At 46.1% G+C, this 26333-nt stretch carries 26 protein-coding genes, 1 tRNA gene, 1 pseudogene and 1 other annotated feature; of the genes and pseudogenes, 22 read left to right on the top strand and 6 right to left on the bottom strand.

What is annotated here, in order from left to right:
- Positions 1-27: 27 nt before the first annotated feature.
- The 6 genes from HUG20_RS14535 (at position 28) to uvrC (ending at position 6882) form a co-directional block, all read left to right on the top strand.
- Complete coding sequence (locus tag HUG20_RS14535; protein WP_200085390.1) at positions 28-1740, top strand: long-chain-fatty-acid--CoA ligase; 1713 nt, start codon at positions 28-30, stop codon at positions 1738-1740.
- 107 nt (positions 1741-1847) lie between these two features.
- Positions 1848-2459 carry a fatty acid metabolism transcriptional regulator FadR gene (gene fadR / locus HUG20_RS14530; protein WP_200085388.1) on the top strand — a complete coding sequence of 204 codons (612 nt, stop codon included), beginning with the start codon at positions 1848-1850 and terminating at the stop codon, positions 2457-2459.
- A gap of 86 nt (positions 2460-2545) precedes the next feature.
- Positions 2546-3319 (top strand): electron transfer flavoprotein subunit beta/FixA family protein, encoded by a 774-nt coding sequence (locus tag HUG20_RS14525; protein ID WP_200085387.1) that lies wholly within the window; start codon positions 2546-2548, stop codon positions 3317-3319.
- Positions 3320-3334: 15 nt separating this feature from the next.
- The gene (locus tag HUG20_RS14520; RefSeq protein WP_200085385.1) at positions 3335-4312 is read left to right on the top strand and encodes an electron transfer flavoprotein subunit alpha/FixB family protein; all 978 of its coding nucleotides are present in this window, start codon (positions 3335-3337) and stop codon (positions 4310-4312) included.
- A 166-nt stretch (positions 4313-4478) separates the two neighbouring features.
- The gene (gene trxA / locus HUG20_RS14515) at positions 4479-4796 is read left to right on the top strand and encodes a thioredoxin (RefSeq protein WP_200085384.1); all 318 of its coding nucleotides are present in this window, start codon (positions 4479-4481) and stop codon (positions 4794-4796) included.
- Between the two features lie 313 nt (positions 4797-5109).
- Positions 5110-6882 carry an excinuclease ABC subunit UvrC gene (uvrC, locus tag HUG20_RS14510; RefSeq protein ID WP_200085382.1) on the top strand — a complete coding sequence of 591 codons (1773 nt, stop codon included), beginning with the start codon at positions 5110-5112 and terminating at the stop codon, positions 6880-6882.
- 19 nt (positions 6883-6901) lie between these two features.
- Here uvrC and HUG20_RS14505 read toward each other — a convergent pair whose 3' ends face one another.
- Positions 6902-7303, bottom strand: coding sequence for a DUF2507 domain-containing protein (locus tag HUG20_RS14505; RefSeq protein WP_200085380.1), 402 nt, complete (start codon positions 7301-7303; stop codon positions 6902-6904).
- 530 nt (positions 7304-7833) lie between these two features.
- Here HUG20_RS14505 and HUG20_RS14500 point away from each other — a divergent pair.
- The 3 genes from HUG20_RS14500 to sdhB are packed head-to-tail and all read left to right on the top strand — an operon-like array spanning position 7834 to position 11013.
- On the top strand, positions 7834-8463 hold the full coding sequence (locus HUG20_RS14500) for a succinate dehydrogenase cytochrome b558 subunit (RefSeq protein WP_200085379.1): 630 nt from the start codon (positions 7834-7836) through the stop codon (positions 8461-8463).
- 13 nt (positions 8464-8476) lie between these two features.
- Positions 8477-10258 (top strand): succinate dehydrogenase flavoprotein subunit, encoded by a 1782-nt coding sequence (gene sdhA, locus HUG20_RS14495; protein ID WP_200085378.1) that lies wholly within the window; start codon positions 8477-8479, stop codon positions 10256-10258.
- Complete coding sequence (gene sdhB / locus HUG20_RS14490; RefSeq protein WP_200085377.1) at positions 10255-11013, top strand: succinate dehydrogenase iron-sulfur subunit; 759 nt, start codon at positions 10255-10257, stop codon at positions 11011-11013. Before sdhA ends, sdhB begins: the two co-directional genes overlap by 4 nt.
- A gap of 16 nt (positions 11014-11029) precedes the next feature.
- On the opposite strand, the gene HUG20_RS14485 is transcribed toward sdhB, so the two are convergent.
- Positions 11030-11245: a hypothetical protein gene (locus tag HUG20_RS14485; protein ID WP_200085376.1), complete on the bottom strand. Its 216-nt coding sequence runs from the start codon at positions 11243-11245 to the stop codon at positions 11030-11032.
- Between the two features lie 521 nt (positions 11246-11766).
- Positions 11767-11991 carry a helix-turn-helix domain-containing protein gene (locus HUG20_RS14480; protein ID WP_114372061.1) on the bottom strand — a complete coding sequence of 75 codons (225 nt, stop codon included), beginning with the start codon at positions 11989-11991 and terminating at the stop codon, positions 11767-11769.
- A 321-nt stretch (positions 11992-12312) separates the two neighbouring features.
- Between HUG20_RS14480 and HUG20_RS14475 the strand changes: the two genes are divergently transcribed.
- The 7 genes from HUG20_RS14475 to rph all read left to right on the top strand — a co-directional run bounded on the left by HUG20_RS14475 (position 12313) and on the right by rph (position 18065).
- A complete protein-coding gene (locus tag HUG20_RS14475; RefSeq protein ID WP_200085373.1) occupies positions 12313-12576 on the top strand; it encodes a phosphocarrier protein HPr in 264 nt (87 codons plus the stop codon).
- Positions 12576-14291 carry a phosphoenolpyruvate--protein phosphotransferase gene (ptsP, locus tag HUG20_RS14470; RefSeq protein ID WP_200085371.1) on the top strand — a complete coding sequence of 572 codons (1716 nt, stop codon included), beginning with the start codon at positions 12576-12578 and terminating at the stop codon, positions 14289-14291. Before HUG20_RS14475 ends, ptsP begins: the two co-directional genes overlap by 1 nt.
- 104 nt (positions 14292-14395) lie before the next feature.
- Positions 14396-14830 carry a MarR family winged helix-turn-helix transcriptional regulator gene (locus HUG20_RS14465; RefSeq protein WP_200085369.1) on the top strand — a complete coding sequence of 145 codons (435 nt, stop codon included), beginning with the start codon at positions 14396-14398 and terminating at the stop codon, positions 14828-14830.
- Positions 14805-15647 (top strand): glutamate racemase, encoded by an 843-nt coding sequence (gene racE, locus HUG20_RS14460; RefSeq protein ID WP_200085368.1) that lies wholly within the window; start codon positions 14805-14807, stop codon positions 15645-15647. Before HUG20_RS14465 ends, racE begins: the two co-directional genes overlap by 26 nt.
- A 69-nt stretch (positions 15648-15716) precedes the next feature.
- Positions 15717-15911 carry a hypothetical protein gene (locus HUG20_RS14455; protein ID WP_200085366.1) on the top strand — a complete coding sequence of 65 codons (195 nt, stop codon included), beginning with the start codon at positions 15717-15719 and terminating at the stop codon, positions 15909-15911.
- Positions 15912-16041: 130 nt separating this feature from the next.
- Complete coding sequence (locus tag HUG20_RS14450) at positions 16042-17121, top strand: GerMN domain-containing protein (protein ID WP_200085364.1); 1080 nt, start codon at positions 16042-16044, stop codon at positions 17119-17121.
- Positions 17122-17279: 158 nt separating this feature from the next.
- Positions 17280-18065 (top strand): ribonuclease PH, encoded by a 786-nt coding sequence (gene rph / locus HUG20_RS14445; protein WP_200085362.1) that lies wholly within the window; start codon positions 17280-17282, stop codon positions 18063-18065.
- Here rph and HUG20_RS19205 read toward each other — a convergent pair.
- Positions 18017-18384: pseudogene (locus tag HUG20_RS19205) on the bottom strand (RNA-guided endonuclease InsQ/TnpB family protein); the annotation flags it as partial. The gene rph and the pseudogene HUG20_RS19205 overlap by 49 nt on opposite strands.
- Before the next feature lie 458 nt (positions 18385-18842).
- Between HUG20_RS19205 and HUG20_RS14440 the strand changes: the two are divergent.
- The 3 genes from HUG20_RS14440 to HUG20_RS14430 all read left to right on the top strand — a co-directional run bounded on the left by HUG20_RS14440 (position 18843) and on the right by HUG20_RS14430 (position 20419).
- Positions 18843-19436, top strand: a complete 594-nt coding sequence (locus HUG20_RS14440) for an XTP/dITP diphosphatase (protein ID WP_200085360.1) — start codon at positions 18843-18845, stop codon at positions 19434-19436.
- A 329-nt stretch (positions 19437-19765) separates the two neighbouring features.
- Complete coding sequence (locus HUG20_RS14435) at positions 19766-20290, top strand: metallophosphoesterase (RefSeq protein WP_200085358.1); 525 nt, start codon at positions 19766-19768, stop codon at positions 20288-20290.
- A gap of 52 nt (positions 20291-20342) precedes the next feature.
- Positions 20343-20419, top strand: a tRNA-Arg gene (locus tag HUG20_RS14430).
- Positions 20420-20634: 215 nt separating this feature from the next.
- On the opposite strand, the gene HUG20_RS14425 is transcribed toward HUG20_RS14430, so the two are convergent.
- Both HUG20_RS14425 and gdhA read right to left on the bottom strand, forming a co-directional pair.
- A complete protein-coding gene (locus tag HUG20_RS14425; RefSeq protein ID WP_200085357.1) occupies positions 20635-20772 on the bottom strand; it encodes a hypothetical protein in 138 nt (45 codons plus the stop codon).
- A 243-nt stretch (positions 20773-21015) separates the two neighbouring features.
- On the bottom strand, positions 21016-22395 hold the full coding sequence (gene gdhA, locus HUG20_RS14420) for an NADP-specific glutamate dehydrogenase (protein WP_200085356.1): 1380 nt from the start codon (positions 22393-22395) through the stop codon (positions 21016-21018).
- Positions 22396-22740: 345 nt separating this feature from the next.
- Between gdhA and ilvE the strand changes: the two genes are divergently transcribed.
- The 3 genes from ilvE (at position 22741) to ilvN (ending at position 26320) form a co-directional block, all read left to right on the top strand.
- Positions 22741-23646, top strand: coding sequence for a branched-chain-amino-acid transaminase (gene ilvE, locus HUG20_RS14415; protein WP_200085355.1), 906 nt, complete (start codon positions 22741-22743; stop codon positions 23644-23646).
- Positions 23647-23694: 48 nt separating this feature from the next.
- Positions 23695-23949 (top strand) — a binding site (T-box leader).
- 122 nt (positions 23950-24071) lie between these two features.
- Entirely contained in the window at positions 24072-25805 is a 1734-nt protein-coding gene (gene ilvB / locus HUG20_RS14410) for an acetolactate synthase large subunit (RefSeq protein WP_200090534.1), read from the top strand.
- On the top strand, positions 25802-26320 hold the full coding sequence (ilvN, locus tag HUG20_RS14405) for an acetolactate synthase small subunit (protein ID WP_200085354.1): 519 nt from the start codon (positions 25802-25804) through the stop codon (positions 26318-26320). Before ilvB ends, ilvN begins: the two co-directional genes overlap by 4 nt.
- Positions 26321-26333 lie beyond the last annotated feature (13 nt).

The following is a 26333-nucleotide window of genomic DNA, read 5'->3' as shown; positions in this document are numbered from 1 at the left end:
TAATAGACATCAGGAGGAGGAAGAGATATGACGAAAAAAGAAAGACATGCCTGGCTAAATAATTACCCGGCAGAGGTAGCCCCTTCCTATCCATATTCTGAAAAAGGGCTGCACGAATTTTTGCAAACGGCTGCGGAGGAATACCCGGAGAAAACAGCCATTCATTTTAAAGGAAAAGAATTAACCTATCAGGAGTTGCTTGATTACAGCCATCAGTTTGCAAATGCCTTGAAAATGTTAGGCCTTGAAAAAGGCGACCGTGTGGCGATCATGCTTGCAAACACCCCCCAATCGGTGATTTGCTATTATGGAGCATTATTTGCCGGCGGGATCGTTGTACAGATGAACCCGTTGTTCGTCGAAAGGGAAATTGAACAACAATTGGTAGATTCGGATGCAAAAATGCTCGTCTGTTTGGACATGGTTTATCCGCGTGTGCAAAAGGTTCGGCAAAATACTAGCCTGGAGCATGTGCTTGTCACCGGCATCAAGGATTTCCTGCCATTCCCGAAAAACAAAATCTATCCTTATATCCAAAAGAGAGACATGGGGATGAAAATTGAAGTAACATATGATAATGTGACGCATAGCTGGAAGGAAATTGTGGCGAATGCAAGCAAGACATTCGAGGGACCGGACATCGATCCGAAAAAAGATTTGGCTTTGATTCAATATACGGGTGGAACGACAGGTGCTCCCAAAGGAGTGATGCTCACTCACTATAATCTTGTCGTTAACACCGAGCAATGCATCCAGTGGATGTATAAAACCGAGAGAGGCAAAGAGCGAATTTTGGCAGCCCTCCCGTTTTTCCACGTGTATGGAATGACAACAGCCATGAATCTTGGGATATTAAATGTTGCCGAGTTAGTCATCGTACCGAAATTCGATCCGAAAGAAGTGCTAAAGACGATTGAAAAGAAAAAAATCACGATGTTCCCGGGCGCCCCTACCATGTACATTAGCTTAACCAATCATCCCGATATTGAAAAACATGACTTGGGTTCGATAAAGGCATGTTTAAGTGGAGCGGCACCGTTGCCGAGAGAAGTTCAACTTACATTTGAAGAGAAGACGGGTGGCAAACTGGTTGAAGGGTACGGATTGACCGAAACCTCACCAGTGGCGTCTGCCAATCCGATTTGGGAGATGAATAAGAATGGAAGCATAGGATTGCCGTGGCCAGATACGGAGATGGCAGCATTGAATCAGGGAAGCGGAGAAATTGCATCTATTAATGAAGTCGGAGAAATTGCCGTGCGCGGGCCGCAGGTCATGCAAGGGTATTGGAAAAAAGAAGAGGAGACGAACGCAGTTTTTAACGGCGGCTGGTTTAAGACCGGGGACATGGGATATCAAGATGAAGATGGTTTTTTCTATATCGTTGACCGAAAAAAAGATATGATCATCGCCGGAGGATTTAATATCTATCCGAGAGAAGTGGAAGAAATTCTTTACGAGCACGAAGCCATTCTTGAAGCAGCAGTAGTTGGGGTGCCACATCCGTATCGAGGAGAGACGGTGAAAGCATTCGTCGTATTGAAAGAAGGACAAGAAGCGACTCATGAAGATCTTGAGGCATTTTGCCGTTCAAAACTGGCGGCATATAAAATTCCCCGTATTTTTGAAAAAAGGGAAGAATTGCCGAAGACATTTGTCGGTAAGGTTTTAAGACGCGCGCTTGTCGAAGAAGAAATGGAGAAACACGAGGCTAATGACACACAGAAGAAACATGGGTAAGGTGAGGTCCCATTTGACAAGGGTATTCGCTTAAGATAAAATGAATGAAGAATCATTCACAAGCTTGTGGCATCGCTCAGTGATCTAAACGCGCGTAAGGAGAAATCATGGCTTTAGATAAGAAAAACTCTCAAAAATACCAGTTAATTATTGACGCGGCAGTTACCGTTATTGCAGACCATGGGTATCACGCTGCCCAAGTCTCCAAAATTGCAAAAGAAGCGGGCGTGGCCGACGGTACGATCTACCTTTATTTTAAGAATAAAGAAGATATCCTTGTTTCCCTTTTCCGAACGAAAATGGGAGGGTTCATTTCCGCTATTGAAGAACGAATGGCAACATGTCCCAATGCTGAAGAGAAGTTGCGGCAAATTGTTCATATGCACTTTAATCAATTTTCAGCTCAACCGCATTTAAGCGTTGTTATGCAATTGGAAATGCGCCAATCCGCACGTGACTTGAGATTGCAGATCAATGAAGTTCTCAAAGTGTACGTGCATTTGATGGAAGATGTGATTAAGAGCGGGAAAGAAGAAGGGACTTTCAGTCAAAATCTTGATGAAAAACTTGGGCGGCAAATGCTTTTTGGCACCCTTGATGAAATGGTGACCAATTGGGTGATGAAAGAGCGCAAATATGACTTGCGAGATCTTTCAAAACCTGCATTTGAAATGTTGCTAGGAGCCTTCAAAAGTGGTAGTTTAAGTACAGACGCTTGAAGGACGCTTTTTTTCTGGATGACGCGCCCAAGCTTTCATAAAGCATTTCATTTTACTCTTTTAGAAAAGAAAGGGAGGAGAGAAGCATGAATATCTATGTCGTTATGAAAAGAACGTTCGACACAGAGGAAAAAGTAGAAATCAACGATGGCGTGATTGATGAAGAAGGTGCAGAATTTGTCATCAATCCATATGACGAATATGCGATCGAAGAAGCGATCGTTCTAAAAGATGCCCATGACGGGGAAGTTACCGTCGTCACCGTCGGGGATGAAGAAGCGGAAAAGGAATTGCGCACCGCGCTTGCCATGGGGGCGGACCAAGCAGTGCTCCTGGATACGGAAGACTTGGATGAGGAAGTGGACCATTACACGATTTCCGAAATGTTGGCCGCTTATTTCAAAGATAAAGCGTATGATATTATTCTGGGCGGAAACGTTGCCGTGGATGATGGAGCCGGTCAAGTCGCGCCAAGGCTTGCCGAAAAATTAGATATCAATCAATTGACAACGATTACAAAACTCGAGATCGATGGCACGACCGCGAACATTGAACGTGACATCGAAGGGGACGTTGAAATTGTGGAAACAGAGCTTCCTTTACTCGTCACGTGTCAGCAAGGGTTGAATGAACCTCGTTATCCTTCTTTGCCGGGGATCATGAAAGCGAAGAAAAAACCATTGGACACGTTAGACCTCGATGACCTCGATCTGGATGAAGATGATCTGGAAGCGAAAACAAAAACGGTTGATCGCTACTTGCCACCGGAAAAAGAAGCAGGCAAGAAATTGGAAGGCGAACCGGCAGAGCAAGTTCGGGAGCTCGTCGATCTACTCAAAAACGAAGCCAAAGTCATATAAAGGAGGGACCCATTCATGCCTGAAAAAGTATTGGTACTTGCAGAAATCAGTGAAGGCGAATTAAGAAATGTCAGTTACGAGGCGGTAGCCGCCGGACGAAAGATTGCCGGAGATAATGAAGTGGTAGCCCTGTTATGCGGCGACAGTGTAAGTGATTTGAGTGAGAATCTCATTCATCACGGGGCAGATCGTGTATTGGTTGCTGAAAATGAAAATTTGAAAAACTACACGACCGATGCTTATAAGCAAGCGCTCCTGCAAGTGGTCGAAAAAGAATCACCGGACGCTTTGCTCATGCCACACACATCCCCCGGGAAGGATTTGGCGCCGCGAATCGCGACAAAATTGAACAGTGGACTCGTGTCCGATGCGGTCGATGTAGAAGTAGATGGGGATGAAGTCATTTTCACCCGCCCGATTTATTCCGGAAAAGCTTTTGAAAAGAAAAGTGTCACGGACGGCGTGATTTTTGCAACCTTCAGGCCGAACAATATTCCGCCGTTGGAGGCAGATAGTAGCCGTAGTGGGGACACAGGTACGGTAGACGTAGAGATTAACGATTTACGCACAGTCATTAAGGATGTCGTTAAAAAGACGAGCGGAGGCGTTGACTTGTCTGAAGCGAACGTTATCATAGCCGGTGGTCGCGGCGTGAAGAGTGCCGAGGGCTTTGAGCCGCTTTATGAACTTGCTGACGTTCTCGGCGGAGCAGTAGGGGCTTCACGCGGGGCTTGCGACGCCGAATATTGTGATTACTCTTTGCAAATCGGACAAACAGGCAAGGTCGTTACCCCGGATCTTTATATAGCTGTAGGCATTTCCGGCGCCATCCAACACTTGGCAGGGATGTCCAGCTCAAAATGCATCGTAGCGATTAATAAAGATGCAGAATCCCCGATTTTTGATGTGGCCGACTACAGCCTGACCGGTGACCTGTTTGAAATCGTACCGTTGCTCATCGAAGAATTCAAAAAAGTAACAGCTGACGCATAAAAACATGGAAAAGGAGAGACAGTACCATTTATTAAAGGCTGCTGTCTCTCTTTAGCTTCCTTCCCACCTCTTATCTCCAGAATAAGCAGATTGTTAGCGGCAATACTAATGGAATGCTACAATGCACATGTGGGATGGATGAAGATAATGAAAGGAGATTATAAAAATGGCGATTAAGAATGTAACGGATCAGGATTTTGCCCAAGAAACATCTGAAGGCGTTGTACTCGCTGATTTCTGGGCGACATGGTGTGGACCTTGTAAAATGGTTGCTCCCGTTCTCGAGGAAATTGATGGTGAGATGGGCGATAAGTTAACCATTGCCAAGGTAGACGTAGACGAGAATAAAGAAACGGCAGGCAAGTTTGGCGTAATGAGCATTCCTACGCTAATGGTATTCAAAGACGGCGAACAAGTGGAACAAATGGTTGGTTTCCAACCGAAAGAAGCGCTTGTCGAAGTGTTGGAGAAGCACATTAGCTAAGTCGAATTGATAAATGAAAGCAGACGGAAAAAAGCCTGGTGTTGCATCAGGCTTTTTCCGCTTGTGAATGCAGCGAAACTTCCGCGGCCGGGTTTCCGAGACCGGAGCGGGAAAGTGCCTTTTCCGGGTAGGTAAGAAAGTATAAATCAACTTTCTTACCTACATAAGTGCAACAAAGGCTTTCGCCATAAAAGCTTGGCGAAAAACCAAGTTTTCTAAAAACATGGAGCTCTCTTCCGGCTTCCGCGTTTGGCGGAACGCCATGGTTTTTAAGGAATGGATGGAATATCCATAAAGATCGGAGGTGGCGGCGATGCAATCATTGAAACAAAAAAGCGAAGTGATTCCCAGAAATCCGGGCTGTTATTTAATGAAAGATAAAAATGGCGCCGTTATTTATGTCGGCAAAGCCGAAGTTCTTCGCACTCGGGTGCGGTCGTATTTTATCGGGAGCCATGATACGAAAACCCAGACACTCGTCACGCAAATCGAGGATTTTGAATACATTTTGACGTCTTCCAATATTGAAGCGTTGATTTTGGAAATGAATTTGATCAAAAAGTATGAGCCTAAATACAACGTGCTGCTCAAAGATGACAAATCGTACCCTTACTTGAAAATTACAAATGAAGAACACCCTCGCCTCATTAAAACGCGACAAGTAAAAAAAGACGGAGGACGTTACTTTGGACCCTATCCTAACGCTTTAGCGGCAAATGAAACGAAAAAGCTGTTGGATCGGTTGTATCCGCTCAGAAAATGCCGCACACTTCCTGATCGGGTATGTTTGTATTATCATATCGGCCAGTGCCTTGCTCCTTGTGAATTCCCTGTTTCCCAAGAAAAAAACAAAGCGCTCGTAAATGAAATCCAGCGTTTTTTAAATAATGGCCATCACGAAGTGCGCGCCGAGCTTGAAGAGAAAATGCACGCAGCGTCCGAAGAGTTAAACTTTGAGCGGGCAAAGGAAATGCGTGATCAAATCGAACACATTGATGCTGTCATGCAAAAACAAAAGATGATGGCAACGGACGGGACGAATCGGGACGTTTTCGCTTATGCGTATGACAAGGGCTGGATGTGTGTGCAAGTCTTTTTTATTCGACAAGGGAAGCTGATTGAGCGGGATGTGTCCCTGTTTCCTTTTTATCAAACCCCGGAAGAGGATTTTTTGACGTTTGTCGGGCAATTTTATTGGGATGACAACCATCTCAAGCCAAAAGAAATCATTGTTCCGCCGAATGACTCTGCCGTCTATATGAGAGAGATGCTCGGCATTAAAGTGTTGGAACCCAAACGCGGGCAAAAAAAAGAACTGTTGGATCTCGCGACAAAAAACGCGGAAGCGGCCTTGAAAGAACGCTTTGACCTTATCGAGCGCGATGAAGAACGAACGGTACGAGCTGTGGAAAAGCTTGGGGAAACGCTGGATATCGACCCCCCCTATCGAATAGAGGCGTTTGACAATTCCAATATCCAGGGCACGAACCCCGTGTCGGCCATGGTCGTGTTTGCAGACGGGAAACCGTACAAAAAAGATTACCGTAAGTATCGCGTCAAAGACGTACAAGGACCAGATGATTACGCGTCCATGAAAGAAGTGATCCGCAGACGTTACCTGCGCCTGTTGAGGGAAGAAGCTCCATTGCCCGATTTGGTGCTCGTCGATGGAGGGAAAGGGCAGTTGTCAGCGGCGATCAGTGTCTTGCAAGACGAGCTTAATTTGCCGTTGCCCGTCGCAGGTATGGCCAAAGACGATAAGCACAAAACATCGCAACTATTGTTTGGGGAAGATGCACACCCGGTGCGGCTCCCGAGAGATAGCCACGAATTTTACCTATTGCAAAGAATCCAGGATGAAGTCCATCGTTTTGCTGTTCAATTTCATCGACAAACACGGGCAAAGCGTTCGTTTGCTTCTGTGCTCGATGATGTGCCCGGAATCGGGGAAAAACGAAAACGGAAATTGCTGCGGCACTTTGGTTCAATGAAAAAAATGAAGGAAGCGAGTCTTGAAGATTTTAGGAAGGCGTCGATTCCCGATCAAGTGGCGAGAGCGGTAATGGAAAAGCTGCAAGAAAAGTGAAGGGCCTGTGGAAAGGCCCTTAATGTTCTCGAAACGGATCAATATAGACGTAGAGTTTAATTCCGTTCCGTTTCCTTTCCATTGTTGCTTCCGCTACCGTTCCGTAAAGGAGTTCGAATTGCCCGGCTAGAAAACCTGCTTCCAAATGCCTGGAAAAAGCAGGCTTTTTTTCATCGCTCATTAACTGTAATTCGTATTTCCATTGGTTTTTGCTTTCCTTTTGTTTTTCAATCGTTCCCCAACCCGCGCGTTCGAAAAACGGCGGAATTTCTTCTATGTCATCAAGGGGATTCTCACGGGCCAGTAATTTCCCTCCCCAGTACATAATGGCGTCATGATCTTCATTAAGTAATTCCGGCAACAAGGTTTTCCTAAGTAGTTCGTATCCATAATCACTGTATTTTCGACTTGTTTCTGACACACAAACCTCCCCACTTTCTTTTTCCATTATAAGCGTTAATGAAAAAGAAGACTATACATAAGCGTGAATTTTTTTGATGAAAACCATTGGATGGATCAGTGCAAATTACCGTGAAAACGCTGAGCACAGAGTGATTTTAGAGTGATTTTCTTGACGATATATGTGTGCAAGCGTACAATAAAATTGTCGGAATGATGAACGGACGTGTGACTTCATGGATGCCAGTTAAGAAACTTCTTTGTATTTATTGGATTACATACTTGGTTTGAGGTGGCCAACATCCATGCGTTTAAAATCCACGGGGCAGCCTTGTAGCGCCGTGCATGTTCCGTGTCGCAAAGGAGGAGTCTATAGAGAAAGGGATAGGAAAGAAACCAGAGAGAAATCATTTAAAAGAAAGAAACGCGTCGTTTTTTGGCAGATTAAGAAAGTATAAATCAACTTTATTATCTGCATAAGTGTAACTAAGGTTTTCTAAAAATCAATTGTAATCCTAAAAGAGACAAGCAATATAGAGGGGAGCCGAATCGATGCCTCAGAATCAGGAGTTCATGAATCGTAGATTGCATTCGCTGCTCGGTGTCATCCCGGTGGGTGCATTTCTTCTTCAGCATTTATTTGTGAACCATTTTGCGGTTTATGGAGCAAGTTCTTTTAATACGGCCGCAACTTTTATGGAAAATTTGCCGTTTCGTTACGCGTTGGAGATTCTTTTCATCTTCTTGCCGCTTCTATACCATGCTATTTACGGCATTTACATCACGTTTTCCGGTAAGAACAATACGCGCAGGTTTGGATTTTTCCGTAACGTTATGTTTTTAATTCAACGTATCACCGGAATTTTTCTGCTCATCTTTATCAGTTGGCACGTATGGGAAACGAGAATTCAGGCGCAGTTTGGCGCAGAGGTCAACTATGATATGATGGCAGACATATTAAGCAGTCCGTTTATGCTTGCTTTTTATTTTGCAGGGGTACTGGCTGCGACGTTCCATTTTTCCAACGGACTTTGGTCGTTTGCCGTTACTTGGGGAATAACTGTTTCTCCTCGTTCACAACAAATCATGACATATGTGAGTCTAGGGGTGTTCCTCGTTCTATCATTCATCGGCGTTCGTGCCATTCTGGCATTTATTGACCCCGGACTAGCAAACATGTAAGGAGTGGGAGTTCATGAGCAAAGAAAATATTATTGTTGTCGGAGGCGGTCTCGCCGGTTTAATGGCAACAATTAAAGCCGCGGAAGCGGGCATAAGTGTAGATTTGTTCTCCATTGTACCGGTGAAACGATCGCATTCCGTTTGTGCCCAGGGGGGCATAAACGGTGCCGTAAATACAAAAGGGGAAGGCGATTCACCTTGGGAACACTTTGACGACACGTTGTACGGGGGAGACTACCTTGCGAATCAGCCGCCTGTAAAAGCAATGACCGACGCAGCGCCGAGCATTATCCATCTGCTTGACCGCATGGGAGTTATGTTTAACCGCAGTCCCGAGGGCTTGTTGGACTTCCGCCGCTTCGGAGGTACGCAATATCACCGTACCGCCTACGCGGGCGCGACGACAGGCCAACAATTGCTCTATGCGTTGGATGAGCAGGTGCGCCGCCACGAAGTGAATGGCCTCGTTCAAAAATATGAGAATTGGGAGTTTACCTCAGCGGTGATCGATGATGATGGACGTTGTCGGGGCATTACCGCCCAACATTTAACCTCCATGGAAACGCAAAGCTTTCGGGCAGATGCCGTGATTGTAGCTACGGGCGGTCCGGGAATTATCTTTGGCAAATCTACGAACTCTATGATTAATACAGGTTTTGCAGCTGCCAAGTTGTATGAGCAAGGGGTTTATTATGCCAACGGTGAATTTATTCAAATCCACCCGACGGCCATCCCCGGCGATGATAAATTGCGTCTCATGAGCGAATCGGCACGTGGAGAAGGCGGTCGTATTTGGACGTATAAAGATAACAAACCGTGGTACTTTTTGGAAGAAAAATATCCGGCGTATGGCAACCTTGTTCCCCGCGATATCGCGACCCGTGAGATTTTCGATGTTTGTGTGGAGCAGAAACTGGGCATTAACGGTGAAAACATGGTGTATTTGGACCTTTCCCATAAAGATGCCCATGAGCTTGATGTGAAACTCGGCGGGATCATGGAAATCTATGAGAAATTTATGGGCGATGATCCTCGGAAAGTACCGATGAAAATTTTCCCTGCTGTTCATTACTCCATGGGCGGATTGTGGGTCGACTATGATCAAATGACAAACATCCCGGGGCTTTTCGCAGCTGGTGAATGTGATTTTTCTCAGCATGGCGCGAACCGACTGGGCGCCAATTCGCTTCTGTCGGCGATCTATGGCGGCATGGTCGCCGGTCCGAAAGCAGTGGAATACATTCAAGGGTTGGATAAATCAGCTGAAGATCTTTCCACTTCCCTCTATGAGGATGAGGTGAAAAAGGTCAGTGAAGAATATGAAAACATCCTAAAAAGCGATGGGAAAGAAAACGCGTATAATCTGCATAAAGAGCTCGGCAATTTGATGACCGATAATGTCACTGTTGTGCGTGAAAATGAAAATCTCCTCAAGACGGATGATAAACTGCAAGAACTTCAGGAGCGGTTGGGAGACCTTAATATGCACGATACCGCACGTTGGAGCAATCAAGCCGCGCCATTTGCCCGCCAAATGAAAGGGATGCTCGATTTGGCCCGTGTCATTACGATCGGAGCTTACCACCGAAATGAAAGCCGCGGTGCGCACTATAAGCCTGAATATCCGGACCGTAACGACGAAGATTTTTTAAAGACGACAAAAGCCAAGTATGATCCGTCTAAAAAAGGCCCAGTCATTGAATATGAAGATGTTGACGTATCGTTGATCACACCCAGAAAGAGAGACTACTCCAAGAATAAAACGACAGAGCAACAAGGAGCTGGAAAATCATGAGCGATCAACAAACGATTCGCTTTGTCATCACTCGTCAAGACAGCCCGGATGATCAATCCTATAACGAAGAATTTGAAATTCAATATAAACCGAATATGAATGTGATCAGCGCGCTAATGGAGATTCGCCGTAATCCTGTTACCTCCGACGGGAAAGAATCAAAACCTGTCGTTTGGGACATGAATTGTTTGGAAGAAGTGTGCGGTGCTTGCTCGATGATCATCAATGGGAAGCCTCAACAATCTTGTACAGCGCTTATCGATGATTTTGAGCAACCGATTCGTCTGGAACCGATGAAAACTTTTCCGGTCGTTCGGGATCTCATCGTTGATCGTAGTCGTATGTTCGATTCCTTGAAGAAAGTAAAAGCTTGGATTCCGATTGACGGCACTTATGACCTTGGACCTGGGCCTCGAATTGCCGAAAACCGACGTCAATGGGCATATGAATTATCCAAATGTATGACATGCGGCGTTTGTCTGGAAGCTTGTCCGAATGTCAATAGCAACTCTGAATTCATTGGGCCGGCGGCTGTTTCACAAGTTCGTCTCTTTAATGCCCACCCGACAGGTGAAATGAACGAGCCGGACCGCTTGAATGCCTTGATGGAAGAAGGCGGTTTGCAGAACTGCGGCAACTCCCAAAACTGTGTGGAGTCTTGTCCGAAAGGCATTCCGCTCACGACATCCATTGCAGCACTAAACCGGGATCAAACGTTGCAGGCATTTAAGAACTTTTTCGGAGGCGGGCAGTAAATCCAGACGACAGAAATCAGAAGCCGGAAATCGGAGATCCTGAAAAACGCCTTTTCCGATCTCTGGTTTCCGCAATCTGACCTCTGGAACCGCGAGCGTTTATCACCGGGATAAAAAAATACGGATGCCCATAAAGATGGGCATCCGTATTTTTAATGAGGATATTTTCACCGAAATCTATAGTTGATAAATGCAACCGCTGCGGGAAAAACACTACGCTTTCCGTGGGCACCGAGCTCAGCCTCCTCTTAGAAAAACAAACTTGATTTCCACCAAATTCTAGTGCAACGTTTCAAAAATGCTTTCCTGCACAAAAATCCAACCAAACGATGATCAACCACAGCAACTGAGAACTCAAAAAGCAATTATTGCCTCTGATCAGTCCTCAGATCGGGTAACTGAGGACTCAAGAAGCAATTATTGCCTCTGATCAGTCCTCAAAGAATCGGGAGATATTTGAATAAGAGTTTTTTCAGAACTTCTGATATAGACTACTAGTGGTGGGAACCTTAGTTTTACTTATACTTTACCTTAACAAAGTTAAACGTTCTTAATGTGGAAAAAAGAAGATCGCTTTTTTCTGCGGGGTCTTCGCCCTGCGCTTTCCCACAGGAGTCTCCATGTTTTTCCTCCGCTAGCTAGTTATCGTTACCACATTTATTCATACATTCCAACCATTGATTTTGGTGTTAATCCTTTTCCATTGAGAAAAAATAGGAAAAAGCCCGGCCTTCCCCCGAAAGCCGGCGCTCATTAAATCTGGATTTCGCCAAGACGTATTAATTCAATGACTGCTTGTGAACGTCCTTTAACGCCTAGTTTTTGCATGGCGTTTGAGATATGGTTTCGGACTGTTTTTTCGCTAATGTAAAGCTGTCCGGCGATCTCCTTTGTTGTTTGGTCCTTGACAAGAAGGTCAAAGACTTCTTTTTCCCTTTTTGTCAAAAGGGAACGAGGAGCACGTTCCAAGTCCTTCACTCTCGTGTCACCCTTTCTATCCAGGCCACCTTTGGTGCGCGTCTTAATACATTGGACATACGGAAGAAAGATTTTAGTCATCATATCGTATGTGTAGCGAAGCCCGTCGGTGAGTACCAAGGAAAAAAGTGGCGGACGACTAGTGAACGGTGTTTACGTGTCCCGAGGTTAGCCAAAAGACAGTTTTTCTGATATAAGGACGGTAGGCATCTTCCTGTGTCTTGTTTTATCTGTGCATCTATAATAAAATATAGCACAAGCACGCACGAGGAATGATGTGCACAATAAACGTTTGCGCAAGGATAAAGGAGTCGATAATACATGAAACAAAAAACATTTACCATTACGGCAGAAACAGGATTACACGCGCGTCCGGCTACAAATCTGGTGAATAAAGCCGGCCAATTTTCTTCGGAAATTACGATTGAGTCCAAAGGAAAGTCCGTAAACCTTAAATCAATTATGGGCGTCATGTCACTGGGTGTAGGGAAAGGCGGCGAAATTCTCGTTACCGTTGATGGGAACGATGAGGAAGAAGCCATGGAAGCACTCACAAAAACAATCCAAGAAAGATTGGGAGAATAATGGCGGATCATATAAAAGGAATAGCCGCGTCCAACGGCGTAGCCATCGCCCATGCATTTCACCTTGAACAACCGGACCTGAACATTCAAAAGGGAACGGTATCAGATGTAGCCGAGGAATCCTCGCGATTTCGGGAAGCGCTTGATAAAGCAAAAAGGGAATTGGAGACGATTCGGAAAAAAACGTTCGTTCAGCAAGGCGAAGAAAACGCCGAAATTTTTTCCGCTCATCTCCTTGTTCTAGAAGATCCGGAATTGATCTATGCAGTCGAATCCAAAATAAAAAATGACGGCGTCAACGCCTCGTATGCACTGCAAGAGGTCTCTGCTATGTACATACAAATGTTTGAAGATATGGACAATGCATATATGCGGGAACGGGCCGCTGATATTAGAGACGTTTCCCAACGTGTGCTTTTGCATTTGGCAGGAGTGGAGAATACGAGTCTTGCTGCTATAGATAAAGAAGTGATCATCATATCTCATGATTTAACGCCATCGGATACTGCGCAACTGGATCGGCAGTATACGCTTGGTTTTGTGACAAATATCGGTGGCAGAACGTCCCATTCGGCGATCATGGCCCGTTCACTGGAAATCCCGGCGGTTGTGGGCACGCAAAACATTACATCAATTATACAGAACGGTGACCTCCTTATCGTGGATGGTGCCCATGGGGAAGTCGTTGTTAATCCGGATGAATCTACGTTGAACATATATCGGGAGCGGCAACAAAAGCTTGCGGCAGATAAAGCAGAGCAGAAAAAACTCGTCAGCGAGCCATCTATTACCGCGGATGGGAAACGTGTGGAACTGGCCGCCAATATCGGGACTCCTGATGACATGAGAGGGGTGCTCGAAAACGGCGCGGAAGGGATCGGGCTATATCGCACGGAGTTTCTGTACATGGGACGAGACAGTTTTCCGGGAGAAGAGGAACAGTTTGAAGCCTATCGGACTGTTGTCGAACAAATGGATGGCGCTCCGATCGTCATCCGCACCCTAGACATCGGAGGAGACAAAAAACTCCCGTATCTTGATCTTCCTGAAGAATTGAATCCGTTTCTTGGGTTTCGTGCCCTACGGCTATGTTTGGAAAAAACCGACATGTTTCGCACCCAGCTACGGGCATTGCTTCGCGCGAGTCATTACGGAAACCTGAAAATCATGTTTCCGATGGTAGCAACACTGGAAGAATTTCGCGCGGCAAAAGGACTTGTCGAAGAAGAAAAGAAACGGTTAAACGCTGAAGGGGTTTCTTTCGATTCCCAAGTATCGGTCGGAATAATGGTCGAAATACCTTCCACCGCTGTTGCGGCTGCATCATTTGCAAAAGAAGTAGATTTTTTTAGCATTGGGACCAATGATCTGGTGCAATACACACTGGCTGCCGATCGTATGAGCGAGCGTGTGTCGCATCTATATCAACCGTATCATCCCGCGGTTTTGCGATTAATTAAAAATGTGATTGACGCGTCTCACATTGAAGGAAAATGGACAGGAATGTGCGGAGAAATGGCCGGCGAAGAAACGGCACTTCCACTATTGCTAGGGATGGGCTTGGATGAATTCAGCATGAGCGCTACCTCTATTTTACCCGCCCGAAGCCTTATGAGAACGTTAAGTGTGAACGATGCACGAGCGTTGGTTGAACGTGCATTGGTCTGTGGTACAGCAGATGAAGTGAAAGAACTGGTCTATGCCGAGACCAAATAGGCGCCTGCTTTGGCAGGCGTTTTTTATTGCCTTGCAATTTTATGAAAAAAGAGTGAAAATAAAGGGGGCTCTATTCCCCAACCCGTTATGTGAAGGGGGATTATATGGAAGCGGAAAGGGTTGAACAAATAGAAAAATCACTCCGGCGCATTTCCTATATGGTGAAACAGCAAGGACGCGAAATATTAAACCACTTTCCAATTACACCCCCTCAATTTATCGCCTTGCAATATTTGCAGGAAAGCGGCGATCTAACCATAGGAGAACTATCCACGAAAATGTATCTTGCATTTAGCACAATCACGGATCTTGTTGATCGTTTGGAAAGCAACGGGATGGTGGAGCGAGTGAAAGACCAACTTGATCGCAGAGTTGTGCGCGTGCATATCCTGAACCATGGAAAAGAGATTATTCGAGAAGTGATTCAAAAGAGACAGGGTTATTTAAGTTATATTTTAGCAAATTTTTCAGTTGCAGAAATTGATCAACTGCAACAAACACTTACTTCGCTGCATGCGGAAATGGAAAAGGATCAATAGGAGAGAGAAAACGTTGAATAAACCAATCGGCATCATTGATTCAGGAATCGGGGGATTAACCGTCGCCGAGGAGATTGCCCGTCAACTACCGAAAGAGCCTATGATTTATATTGGAGATACCGCTCGCTGCCCATACGGACCGAGAACGGTAGAAGAGGTTCGACTGTTTACTTGGCAGATGATTGACCACCTTGTAAACGAAAATATTAAAATGCTCATTATTGCGTGCAACACAGCCACAGCAGTCGTTCTGGACGAAGTGCAGGAACGGCTGCCGATACCGGTCGTCGGTGTCGTACAACCGGGTGCACTGGCGGCGCTCAATGTTACGAACAGAAAAGAAATCGCGGTGATTGGTACAGAGGGAACGATAAAAAGTGACGCTTATCCACTTGCCCTTACAAGCATTCAAGGAGAAAAGGTTACTGTACATAGTCTCGCTTGTCCGATGTTTGTTCCTCTTGTGGAGCAAGGAAGGGTGAGCGCCGATGAGGCGCGTAGGGTCGTTGCAGATACCTTAAAGCCGCTCTTGCAAAAATCTTTTGACACGTTGATCTTGGGGTGTACCCATTACCCATTGTTGGCACCGATCATCCAAAATGTCGTAGGCGAGGGCGTTCAGGTCATTTCATCCGGTTCCGAGACCGCGCGTGAAGTGAGCACGATTCTTCAACACCAAGGGTTGAATCAGAAAGATGATCGAACGCGGGAGCATGTTTTTTTTACGACAGGTTCGGTTCAACATTTTCAAACGATCGCAAAGCGATGGCTTGGACTTGAGGAACAAATCGTTGATCATCTTATTTTACCTGCATAATATAGGAACTGCTGACTAACGGAAAAAGACTGGCACATAAGCATTTTCCGTTGGTGTTGTCAAAGTTGGATGCAAGGAAATCTATCCTATAAGCAAAAAACCCTTGCGCTTCTGGCAACGTACGGAGGGATGGTGCTGCAATGGCGAGACTCCAGCGGAAAAACGGACGCGTCAAGCCCCCGAAGCGCCGGTTTTGCGCGAGGAGGCTTGACCGTTCGTCCGCGGAAAGCGAAGCCATGGAAGCGGCATCCCGGCTTCAGTTGATAGCTGCGAGTTGTTCAGCAATCCATAATATAGAACGCTTTTCCTGATAATCTTCATAGAAGGCTGGTCTATTTTTCCCTGTTGGCTCGTATACTTTGTGTAGATAAGCTTTCTTAGGGAGGGGAAAAGCGTGCGAAAGTTTTTGAAGGGGTCCTCATTTCTCATGTTGACGGCGCTGTTGGTGTACGGGTGTAGTTCAGATAACGATGAAGCCGAACAAAATGAGGAAGCGAACAGCGACGTACAGGAGGAAGAGGCCTCCGAAATCGATACAGAGGAAGCAGATTCGGACAGTGAGGAATCGGAAGAAGGCGAAGAGAATAATGGTTCTGACGGTGAAACGGTGGAAAGGGAGCTATATTTGCTCGATGATGATGGCCTTGTCGTTCCCCGCACATTTCAGTTTGAAAATGACTCGGAAGTTCTTAAGCAGTCCATTGAACATCTTGTCGTAGAGGGGCCGATTACGAATCAACTGCCTAGCGGTCTTCAGGCAGTGTTGCCACCGGAGACGGAAGTTCAGGGAGTTGATCTATCGGATGATGGCACAGCCATTGTTGATTTTTCACCCGAGTTTGCGGAGTATCCCGAAGAGCACGAGGAGGCATTATTACAAGCGGTTACGTGGACATTGACGCAATTTGACGAGGTTGAACAAGTGGAAATTCAAATCAATGGCCATACGCAGGAAACGCTGCCAAACGCGGATACCCCGGTTGGCGATGGCACAGCTGAGTCTGTTGGCATTAATCTTGAAGGAAACGGCCCCGCTGATATAACGGCGAGCGAAGCGGCAACGGTTTATTTCATCAGTGTAAAAGAAGACGATGAGTATTATGTTCCTGTTACACGGCGAATTGACGGAGATGAAAATAAAGCTTCGGCTGTTGTTGGCGCTTTGATGAACGGTCCGAATCCGGAATCAGATTTAATTTCGGCCTTACGCCAAAATGTCGAACTGCTTGAAGAGCCTGAATTGGAAGACGGTGTTTTGACGGTAAACTTTAACGAAGCGCTGTTGGCCGAAAATGATGGAGAAGCTTTATCCGAAGAAGCGATGGCAATGCTTACCCTGTCCTTGACAGGAATTGAGAGCGTGGAAGAAGTTGATTATCACGTTGACGGAGAATCCCAACTTGAACAAGTAGACGGTGGATCGTTTGCGGAGCCGGTTTCCAGGCCTGCAATGGTTAACCAAGGTGAGTTTTAAGGAAAATGCAAAGAGGCTCAAAAAATGATATACTCTGATGGGGGAAAGGTAGCATAGTCGCCGATGCTGCCTTTTTCTGCTGCTTTTTGATGATACAGGCCAGCCGAAAAACATACATAAGTGAAGAACGAAAGCAGGTCGTGGAGGAGGAAATGTACATGCGCGTAGATGATAGGGATAATAGGGAAGAATTGCGAGAAACGGTGATCGAAACAGATTACTTGAAGCATCCGGAGGGCTCCGTTTTCATCCGTGTCGGCGATACAAAGGTAATTTGTACAGCCAGTATTGAAAAGCGGGTGCCGCCATTTTTGCGCGGACAAGGTAAAGGATGGGTGACTGCGGAATACGCAATGCTTCCGCGCGCAACGGAAGAACGTAATATTCGCGAATCTTCAAAAGGGAAAGTATCCGGGCGGACGATGGAAATCCAACGATTGATCGGTCGCGCGCTGCGTTCCGTTATTGACCTTGAATCCTTTGGCGAGCGTACACTTTGGGTAGACTGTGATGTTATTCAGGCAGACGGAGGAACACGGACAGCTTCAATTACGGGAGCGTTTGTGGCGAGCGCGATGGCATTTTCACGTTTAGCGCAAGATGTAGATTTAAAATCTTTTCCGATTGTGGATTATCTGGCTGCGATTTCCGTTGGTATTGACGATCAAGGAGTCGCGTTGCTCGATTTATGTTACGAAGAGGATGCGGCTGCAGCGGTTGACTTTAACGTCGTCATGACGGGTTCCGGACAATTTGTTGAAATTCAGGGTACCGGTGAAGAAGCCACATTTTCCCGGGAGCAATTGGATGAGATGCTTGGCTTGGCTGAAAAGGGGATCCGGCATCTGATCGGGATCCAAAAGCGTGTATTAGAAGACGCGGAAACGACACTTCAGCGTCCATCAAGCGTATTGACGGAGAACAATCCTTCTTTTAGGGAATAGTCACGATTGAATACTAAATCGTATTGAGGTTTCTTGAACCGTACTTTCGTCCACTCGTGAACGTTGTTACGATTCGTTTTGTATTTTGCAATCACGGTTTTTAATACGGATTGTGCTATTTGTGACTTCAAACCGAGATCGGAACGGGGTTCCGATACGTCATCTTGTGGAGTTTTGCTCGTATGAGCAGTTTAGAATCAAAGATGATATCAGATACCACGTTGCAGGCTTCTCAATAGGCACGGACGGTCTTTAACAGTAATTGTTCCTGATCGTCAGTTGGATTGATTTTTATTTTTGCAGTCAATGTCAGTTTCATAGGCTATCACCACCTTTCATTTACTATTATTATACACTATAATCAGTGAAATTAAGGCAATCAGAAAGGAGGAAGGCAAGGGTTGGCTTTCGCCAATGGCAATTCCTCCCCCACCTACTGGATCGTGGTTGAATTACTTGGTCACCCAGCATCGCATCGGGCACTGAAATGGGAAAATGGATGCGTAGTGAGGGTAGAAAGGCTTTTATACACAGGTGTAACTTATATTTTTAGCCGCTTTCCATTAATGGCTCTTCAATTCAGTCCCTCAAACAGAAGGAAGGCTGATTCTAGAGGGTTTACAATCCCGATCTAATTCCTCAAACGGAGGGAAGTCTACGCAGAGAGGGACAACCCAAATCGAATCCGTGACCGATTTTTTGATGTTGGGGTGTGACCGGATAATTCGACCACCTTGCACTACGCTAAGCGGTGGGGGCATCCTTGCCGAAAAAACGATGAAAAACATTGTTTTGGCTACGAAAAACGAGGGCAAAAGAATGGAATTGGAAACCTTGTTGGCAGGTGCAGCAACGGTTTACTCGTTGCGTGACTATCCCCAGTGCCCGGAAATAGAGGAGACAGGGGAGACGTTTGTTGCAAATGCCCGGATCAAAGCCGAATATGTGGCAGAATACACCGGCTTTCCCGCCCTTGCCGACGATTCCGGATTGGCCGTCGATGCGCTCGATGGAGCCCCCGGTGTATACTCGGCTCGATTTGCAGGCGAGGACAAGGATGATGAAAAAAATAACGAAAAGCTTCTACGAAGCCTTGAAAAGGTACCGCGGGAGGAACGTACGGCCCGGTTTATTTGTGCCCTCGTCTATAAGGATCCGAATGGAGATTCTATCGAGGTAGAAGGAACATGCGAAGGAGAAATTGCATCGGAACCAAGGGGGACGAATGGTTTCGGATATGACCCGCTTATGTATATCCCGGCATTACAAAAAACGTTAGCCGAACTTTCCTCAGAAGAAAAAAATCGCATCAGCCACCGTAGCAAAGCGCTGCAAAAAATGAAGGCAGAATGGGAAGCGTCGGGGGTTTAGCTCAATCCGAGTTTCAGAGCGGATCAGTCTCACAAATGTAAATACAGCAAGAGGGCGAAACGCGGATGAATTAGCAAAAAAGCGTCTATCGGTCTGTTTGTGATGATCGCGTCGAATACAGACCGTAAGAGAGTGGCTCACATCCTTTGTTTTGGAATTTTTTCCAATGAGGGGGAGAGTGAGACAAAACTGTTGGATATGTAAGAGTTTTGTTCTCAAAGCGGGTGCACATACTATGCGAGATTCTTATCCTCAAAACTGAAGAAAAACGTTTGCTGCTCTATTTCGGATGACAGTATCACTAGTAAATGAAAAAGGGGTGGGGAAAGATGCAATGGCTTGTCGTCAGTGATACACATGGGGATCGCGAGGGTTTAAAAAAGCTTAGAGATCGCCATGAACAGCATGTTGAAGCAATGTTTCATTGTGGAGATTCCGAATTGGACAAGGAGGATCCGCTCCTGGAATCTTTTTATGTAGTGAGTGGAAATACAGACGCGCCTGGTGAATTTCCTGAACAAGAGATACTTATCATCGACGGGATCAACGTTTGGGTCACCCATGGGCATCTGTATCAAGTAAAAAGCACCAATCAACGTTTGCAACAAACAGCAACGGAACAAGACGCAGGTATCGTTTTCCATGGCCATTCCCATTACGCCGGTGCTTATGAAAAAGAAGACATTATCTATGTGAACCCCGGCAGTTTAACTTTGCCAAAAAAGCCAACGGAACCGACTTATGCCCTCGTTTCGGTTGAAAACCGCGAAGTTAAAGCGGTCCGTTTTTACGAAAAAGAAAGCGGAAGCGAAATGAAAAACCTCTCTTTCACAAAGGAATGGCCAAAAAAATAAATTGGCCATTGACTCTGCCCTTGCAATTCGCTAATATAGATAATGTCGCTATGTCCCAGTAGCTCAGCTGGATAGAGCAACAGCCTTCTAAGCTGTAGGCCGCAGGTTCGAGTCCTGCCTGGGACGCCATTTCGTTAATTTGAGTTAAGATAAAATATTTATATTTGCTCGTAATCATTGATTTGTCGGTGTTTACGGGCAACTTTTGTTTTATGGTGTTTACGACGTTTAGAAACGTCAAAAATTGATTTTGTTTTACACATATTTTACACACGGGCTTCCTCCATCGAAGAAAACAATTCATTGTTTTTCCCTCGTCCTTCGCCCGAAGTTCTTTCACTACATTAGGGATTGCTGAACAACTTGCAGCTATGAGCTGAAGCCGGGATGTCGCTTTCCGCGGACGAACGGTCAAGCCTCCTCGCGCAAAACCGGCGCTGCGGGGGCTTGACGCGTCCGTTTTTCCGCTGGAGTCTCGCCATTGCAGCACCGTCCCTCCAAGTGCAAGGGTTTTTTTGTTTATGGGATGGATTTCCTTGCATCCAGTTTTGGCAACACCAACGGAAAATGCTTATGTGCCAGTCTTTTTCCATTATTCAGCAGTCCCTACATTAGCATGTTTTCTTTTTTACACTATAAACTGTTCTGGGAAGGATTTTAAGATCCGCCATTTTTCAGACCAAAAAAGCCTCGGTTAAAAAACCGAGGCTTTTATCAATCTATGCTTACACAACCCCTTGTGCCACCATGGCATCGGCAACTTTAAGGAAGCCGGAAATGTTCGCACCGATAACCAAGTCGCCGGCATAACCATAAGTTTCGGCAGCTTCTGAGCTGTTATCATAGATGTTTTTCATAATTTCACGAAGCCTTCCGTCCACTTCGTCAAAGGACCAGGAGAAGCCCATGTTGTTTTGGGCCATTTCAAGCGAGGAAACCGCTACGCCGCCGGCGTTTGCTGCTTTCGCCGGGGCGAAATGGACGTTGTTTTTCTTAAATACATTGATCGCTTCCAGTGTTGTTGGCATGTTTGCCCCTTCGCCAACAGCAATGACGCCATTTTTGATCAATTGGTTGGCTGTCTCCTCATCAATTTCTTGCTGGGTGGCGCAAGGAAGCGCGACCGTGCACGGAACTGTCCATACATCCGTGGGAGACTCGAAATATTTCGCATGCGGATGCTCGTCGGTGTAATCTTCGATCCGTCTTCTTTCCACTTCTTTTAGGCGCTTGACAGTTTCAACGTCAATGCCTTGTTCATCATAAATATACCCATCGGAATCGCTGCAAGTGACAACCTTTGCTCCCAATTCTTTCGCTTTTTCTATCGCGTAGATGGAAACATTTCCTGAACCGGAAACGGCAACGGTTTGATCCTTAAAGCTAATGCCCTGTTTTTCAAGCATTTTCTCAACAAAATAGATGGTCCCGTAGCCCGTTGCCTCTTTGCGGACGAGACTCCCGCCATAATTCATCCCTTTTCCGGTGATTGTTCCTGCTTCAAAGCGACCCTGCATTTTTTTATACTGGCCAAACATATAACCGATTTCCCTGGGACCCACCCCAATATCACCGGCTGGGATATCAACATCCGGACCGATGTGCTGGCCGAGCTCGTGCATGAAGCTTTGCGAAAAACGCATGATTTCTGCATCGGATTTCCCTTTCGGATCAAAATCGGCTCCACCTTTGCCGCCGCCGATCGGTTGTCCCGTAAGGGAATTTTTGAAGATTTGTTCAAAACCGAGGAATTTAATGACACTCGGGTTGACGGAAGGATGGAAACGGAGACCGCCTTTGTAAGGCCCGATCGCGCTGTTAAACTGGACGCGATAGCCTCGGTTCACATGGATGTTTCCTTCGTCGTCCACCCAAGGAACACGGAAAGTAATCAGTCGTTCCGGTTCAACAATTCGCTCCAGGATACTTTGCTTTATATACTCAGGATGTTGAGCAATGACCGGTATTAATGAGTCAAAAATTTCTTTTACAACTTGATGAAATTCCGCTTCGTCAGGATTACGGTTGCACACCGTATCATAAACGCTTTCCACATATTCTTTTGCTATTTCTTCGTTACTTTTTTGCGTTGTTTGTGTGACCAATGGACATAGCCCCTTTCTTAAATTATCATTAATGTTCTTCTTGCAGAGTAAAGGTTGTACAAACGCTCAAATGGAGGGTGGGCCAACCTAATATTTTTATATCTTATCACAAATGAATTAAATTGTTTAGTCAAGGTTAGAAATATGTTTAGCAGTTTTAGCAGTTCCTTGATAAAAAGCGAGGAGATAATCTAAAAATCTTATATAATTTTTGGGAAAACGGTTGACCGCAGCAATCAAACGGCGTAATATATATGGTATACATTTTGTCGTTCTTGGAAAAACATTTGACCACTCGACGTGAACAAATGAGGGAAGTGTAGTATTACGAGGTGGTGAGAAGGTATGGAAGATGATCAATGGATTTTTTTAAACGGGGAATTTGTCCGCAAAGAAGAGGCAAAGATTTCCGTTTACGATCATGGTTTTCTATATGGAGATGGGGTATTTGAAGGCATTCGTGCCTATGATGGCAATATATACAGACTCGACGAACATCTCGTTCGCCTCTACGAATCTGCAAAATCGATTATGCTTGACATCCCTTACGATTTCGAAGTTATGAAGGAATTAATCGCTGAAACAATTCGTAAAAATGACTTAAGAGATGCGTACGTAAGGGTGGTTGTTTCCAGAGGCGTGGGCAATCTTGGATTGGATCCGAAATCGTGCGGCGCAGCCCAAGTTGTGGTGATCGTGGAAGAATTGGCACTTTTCCCTGAAGAGCTGTATGAAACCGGACTTGAAATTGTCAGTGTTGCGACCAGGCGTAACCGGCCGGATGTGTTGAGCCCGAAAGTGAAATCGCTCAATTACCTCAATAATATTCTCGTCAAAATCGAAGCCAATCTCGCGAATGTTCCCGAAGCGCTCATGATGAATAATGAAGGATATGTGGCAGAAGGCTCGGGAGACAACATTTTCCTCGTAAAAGATAAAGTGCTCTATACGCCACCCGGTTACGTCGGTGCATTAGAGGGCATTACTCGGGAGGCGATTATCGAGATTGCCGAAGAGGAAGGCTATAAGATAAAAGAAGAACCTTTTACCCGCCATGATGTCTATGTTGCCGATGAAGTTTTTCTAACCGGTACGGCTGCCGAGGTCATCGCGGTCGTTAAAGTTGACGGGCGCGTCATCAACGATGGGATGCCGGGACCCGAAACGGAGTATATAACAAAGTGTTTCCGGAATAAAGTGGCAACCGACGGTATGCAGATCTATGCGCAAGAAGCAGAGATCGGCGGATAAAAAAAAGCAGTTATAGCATTATTGATAAAACATGTTAACCTAAATAAAAACAACACGTTGATGAGGATAAGTAATCGGGAAATCGGCATTTTACAGAGAACCGCGATAGCTGAGAAGCGGAGATGCCCTTTCTGATGAACTCCCCTCTGAGTGCTGGGATGAACGGATGGATGATTAGTTCCAGCCGGTCCGGAGTCTCTTCCGGGTCGTTAAGCAAAAGGCGCAACATGTTGCGCCGAGTGTCCGCATTATGGAACAGTGCGGAAACAAGGGTGGTACCGCGGAAACCTTTTCGCCCCTTTGGCATGATTGCCAATGGGACGAAAAGGTTTTTTTAATATAAAAGTACGCCCTAAGCTTAAATTTTTGAGAAAAGGAGCCAATTGCCAATGGTGGAGAACCAACGCGATGAAGGAGGAACAGAGATGGGCACAAGCGTGAGAACACAGGCAGAGAAACCAGCAAATGAAGAGCAGCAAACACAAAAATTGAATGGAAGTCAGATCGTATTGCGTGCTTTGGCGGAAGAAAATGTAGATATCATCTTTGGGTATCCCGGCGGGGCCATCTTGCCTACGTATGATGAAATTTACAAAATGGGCATCCACCACATTCTTGCCCGCCATGAACAAGGGGCGATTCATGCTGCGGAAGGATATGCGCGTGTTTCCGGTAAACCGGGCGTTTGTGTTGTCACATCCGGGCCGGGGGCAACAAACGTCGTGACGGGGATCGCGGATGCCATGATCGACTCATTGCCGATGATTGTGATCACGGGGCAGGTGGCAACGAACGTTATCGGTACGGATGCTTTTCAAGAGGCGGACGTCGTCGGGGTAACGATGCCGATCACAAAGCATAACATCCAATTGCGTGATGTGAACGATATTCCGCGTGTAATGAAGGAAGCTTTTCATATTGCAACGACGGGAAGGCCCGGGCCGGTGCTGATTGATCTTCCAAAAGATGTCTCAATGGCTATCGGAGAATTCAAGTATCCGAAGACGGTTCATATGCCCGGTTATCAGCCGACGGTACAACCGAATCGCTTGCAAATCAAAAAGGTTGCGAACGCCATAGAACGGGCGAAAAAACCGGTTATTCTTGCCGGCGCCGGCGTTCTTCACGCAGATGGAGCGGATGAACTGTTTGAGTATGCGACGAAACAGCAGATTCCAGTGACCAACACATTATTGGGCCTAGGTTCATTCCCCGGTAATCACCCGCTGTTTCTGGGTATGGCGGGTATGCATGGGCTATATGCTGCTAATATGGCACTTCATGAATGCGACTTGCTCATCAATGTCGGTGCCCGCTTTGACGACCGGGTCACCGGGAGTTTAAGCCATTTCGCTCCGGAAGCCGAGGTTGTCCACATCGACGTTGACCCTGCGGAGATCGGCAAAAATGTAGAAACTGCAATTCCGGTCGTGGGAGATGCGAAGGAAGCGTTAAAAAACTTGTTGGCGCTTGATAAAGCTCCTGTTCCCTATGATGAATGGCATCAGCACCTCCGGCATTACAGTGATGAATACCCGCTTTGGTATAACGATGACGGAAAAACAATAAAGCCACAGGCGCTCCTTGACATGGTTTACGAGGAGACGAAAGGCGAGGCTGTCGTTACTACCGATGTCGGACAGCATCAGATGTGGGCGGCTCAATATTATCGTTTCGCCAACCCCCATCGTTGGGTGACTTCGGGTGGATTGGGAACGATGGGTTTTGGTTTCCCCGCTGCCATCGGCGCTCAGTTCGCGGAGCCGAACCGGGATGTGGTGGCGATCATCGGGGACGCAGGTTTTCAAATGACGATGCAGGAAATGTCGATTTTACAGGAATTAAACTTGCCCGTTAAAATCGTCATTGTGAACAATGCTTCACTGGGAATGGTCCGCCAATGGCAAGAACTTTTCTACGAAGAACGTTATTCACACTCGTTATTTCCGATCCAGCCGGACTTTCTGAAGCTCGCCGAAGCGTATAACATCAAGGCCTATAAAATAGAAGATCCGTCTGAAGCCCGTACAACGTTTCAAAAGGGCCTTAAGGAAGATGGACCGGTCCTTTTTGATTTTCGCGTAACGGCTGATGAGAATTGTTATCCGATGATTGCCCCCGGCAAAGGACACCATGAAATGGAGGGGATCCGTCCGTGAAACGCACCATCTCGGCCACCGTCAACAATTCAACGGGAGTATTAAACCGCATTACCGGTTTGTTTTCCCGTCGGCAATTCAACATTGAAAGCATTACCGTCGGCATGACCGAGAACCCGGAGATTTCAAGAATGACGTTCGTCGTCAATGTGGATAGCTATCGGGGACTCGATCAAGTGATCAAACAGCTCAACAAACAAGTAGATGTGTTGAAAGTCCGGGACATCTCGGATGAGACAATTGTCGCGCGTGAGCTCGTGCTCATCAGGGTTGTTGCCACCCCGCAGACGCGCGGCGAAATCGAAACGCTCGCTCGTCCCTTTCGCGCATCCATCATCGATGTGGGGCGGGAGAGCATGACGTTGCAAGTGACTGGCGATCACCAAAAAGTGGAAGCCCTTATAGATTTAATCAAACCATACGGGCTGAAAGAATTGGCGAGAACAGGTACGACCGCTTTAAAAAGAAGTTCCAAACAACAGTCGCAAGATCTGCATTATTCATTTATCCAATAAAAGAAGAAATAAG

It is taken from the genome of Salicibibacter cibi, assembly GCF_016495865.1.
Classification (GTDB): Bacteria; Bacillota; Bacilli; order Bacillales; family Marinococcaceae; genus Salicibibacter; species Salicibibacter cibi.
Note: the sequence above shows the minus strand (reverse complement) of the source record. Positions and strands in the feature narration are given on the sequence as shown.

Excerpts from the sequence above, each read along its gene's own strand:
- HUG20_RS14535 (WP_200085390.1), top strand. The coding sequence starts at position 28 with ATGACGAAAAAAGAAAGACATGCCTGGCTAAATAATTACCCGGCAGAG.
- fadR (WP_200085388.1), top strand. The coding sequence starts at position 1,848 with ATGGCTTTAGATAAGAAAAACTCTCAAAAATACCAGTTAATTATTGAC.
- HUG20_RS14525 (WP_200085387.1), top strand. The coding sequence starts at position 2,546 with ATGAATATCTATGTCGTTATGAAAAGAACGTTCGACACAGAGGAAAAA.
- HUG20_RS14520 (WP_200085385.1), top strand. The coding sequence starts at position 3,335 with ATGCCTGAAAAAGTATTGGTACTTGCAGAAATCAGTGAAGGCGAATTA.
- trxA (WP_200085384.1), top strand. The coding sequence starts at position 4,479 with ATGGCGATTAAGAATGTAACGGATCAGGATTTTGCCCAAGAAACATCT.
- uvrC (WP_200085382.1), top strand. The coding sequence starts at position 5,110 with ATGCAATCATTGAAACAAAAAAGCGAAGTGATTCCCAGAAATCCGGGC.
- HUG20_RS14500 (WP_200085379.1), top strand. The coding sequence starts at position 7,834 with ATGCCTCAGAATCAGGAGTTCATGAATCGTAGATTGCATTCGCTGCTC.
- sdhA (WP_200085378.1), top strand. The coding sequence starts at position 8,477 with ATGAGCAAAGAAAATATTATTGTTGTCGGAGGCGGTCTCGCCGGTTTA.
- sdhB (WP_200085377.1), top strand. The coding sequence starts at position 10,255 with ATGAGCGATCAACAAACGATTCGCTTTGTCATCACTCGTCAAGACAGC.
- HUG20_RS14475 (WP_200085373.1), top strand. The coding sequence starts at position 12,313 with ATGAAACAAAAAACATTTACCATTACGGCAGAAACAGGATTACACGCG.
- ptsP (WP_200085371.1), top strand. The coding sequence starts at position 12,576 with ATGGCGGATCATATAAAAGGAATAGCCGCGTCCAACGGCGTAGCCATC.
- HUG20_RS14465 (WP_200085369.1), top strand. The coding sequence starts at position 14,396 with ATGGAAGCGGAAAGGGTTGAACAAATAGAAAAATCACTCCGGCGCATT.
- racE (WP_200085368.1), top strand. The coding sequence starts at position 14,805 with ATGCGGAAATGGAAAAGGATCAATAGGAGAGAGAAAACGTTGAATAAA.
- HUG20_RS14455 (WP_200085366.1), top strand. The coding sequence starts at position 15,717 with ATGCAAGGAAATCTATCCTATAAGCAAAAAACCCTTGCGCTTCTGGCA.
- rph (WP_200085362.1), top strand. The coding sequence starts at position 17,280 with ATGCGCGTAGATGATAGGGATAATAGGGAAGAATTGCGAGAAACGGTG.
- HUG20_RS14440 (WP_200085360.1), top strand. The coding sequence starts at position 18,843 with ATGAAAAACATTGTTTTGGCTACGAAAAACGAGGGCAAAAGAATGGAA.
- HUG20_RS14435 (WP_200085358.1), top strand. The coding sequence starts at position 19,766 with ATGCAATGGCTTGTCGTCAGTGATACACATGGGGATCGCGAGGGTTTA.
- HUG20_RS14425 (WP_200085357.1), bottom strand. The coding sequence starts at position 20,772 with ATGGCGAGACTCCAGCGGAAAAACGGACGCGTCAAGCCCCCGCAGCGC.
- ilvE (WP_200085355.1), top strand. The coding sequence starts at position 22,741 with ATGGAAGATGATCAATGGATTTTTTTAAACGGGGAATTTGTCCGCAAA.
- ilvB (WP_200090534.1), top strand. The coding sequence starts at position 24,072 with ATGGGCACAAGCGTGAGAACACAGGCAGAGAAACCAGCAAATGAAGAG.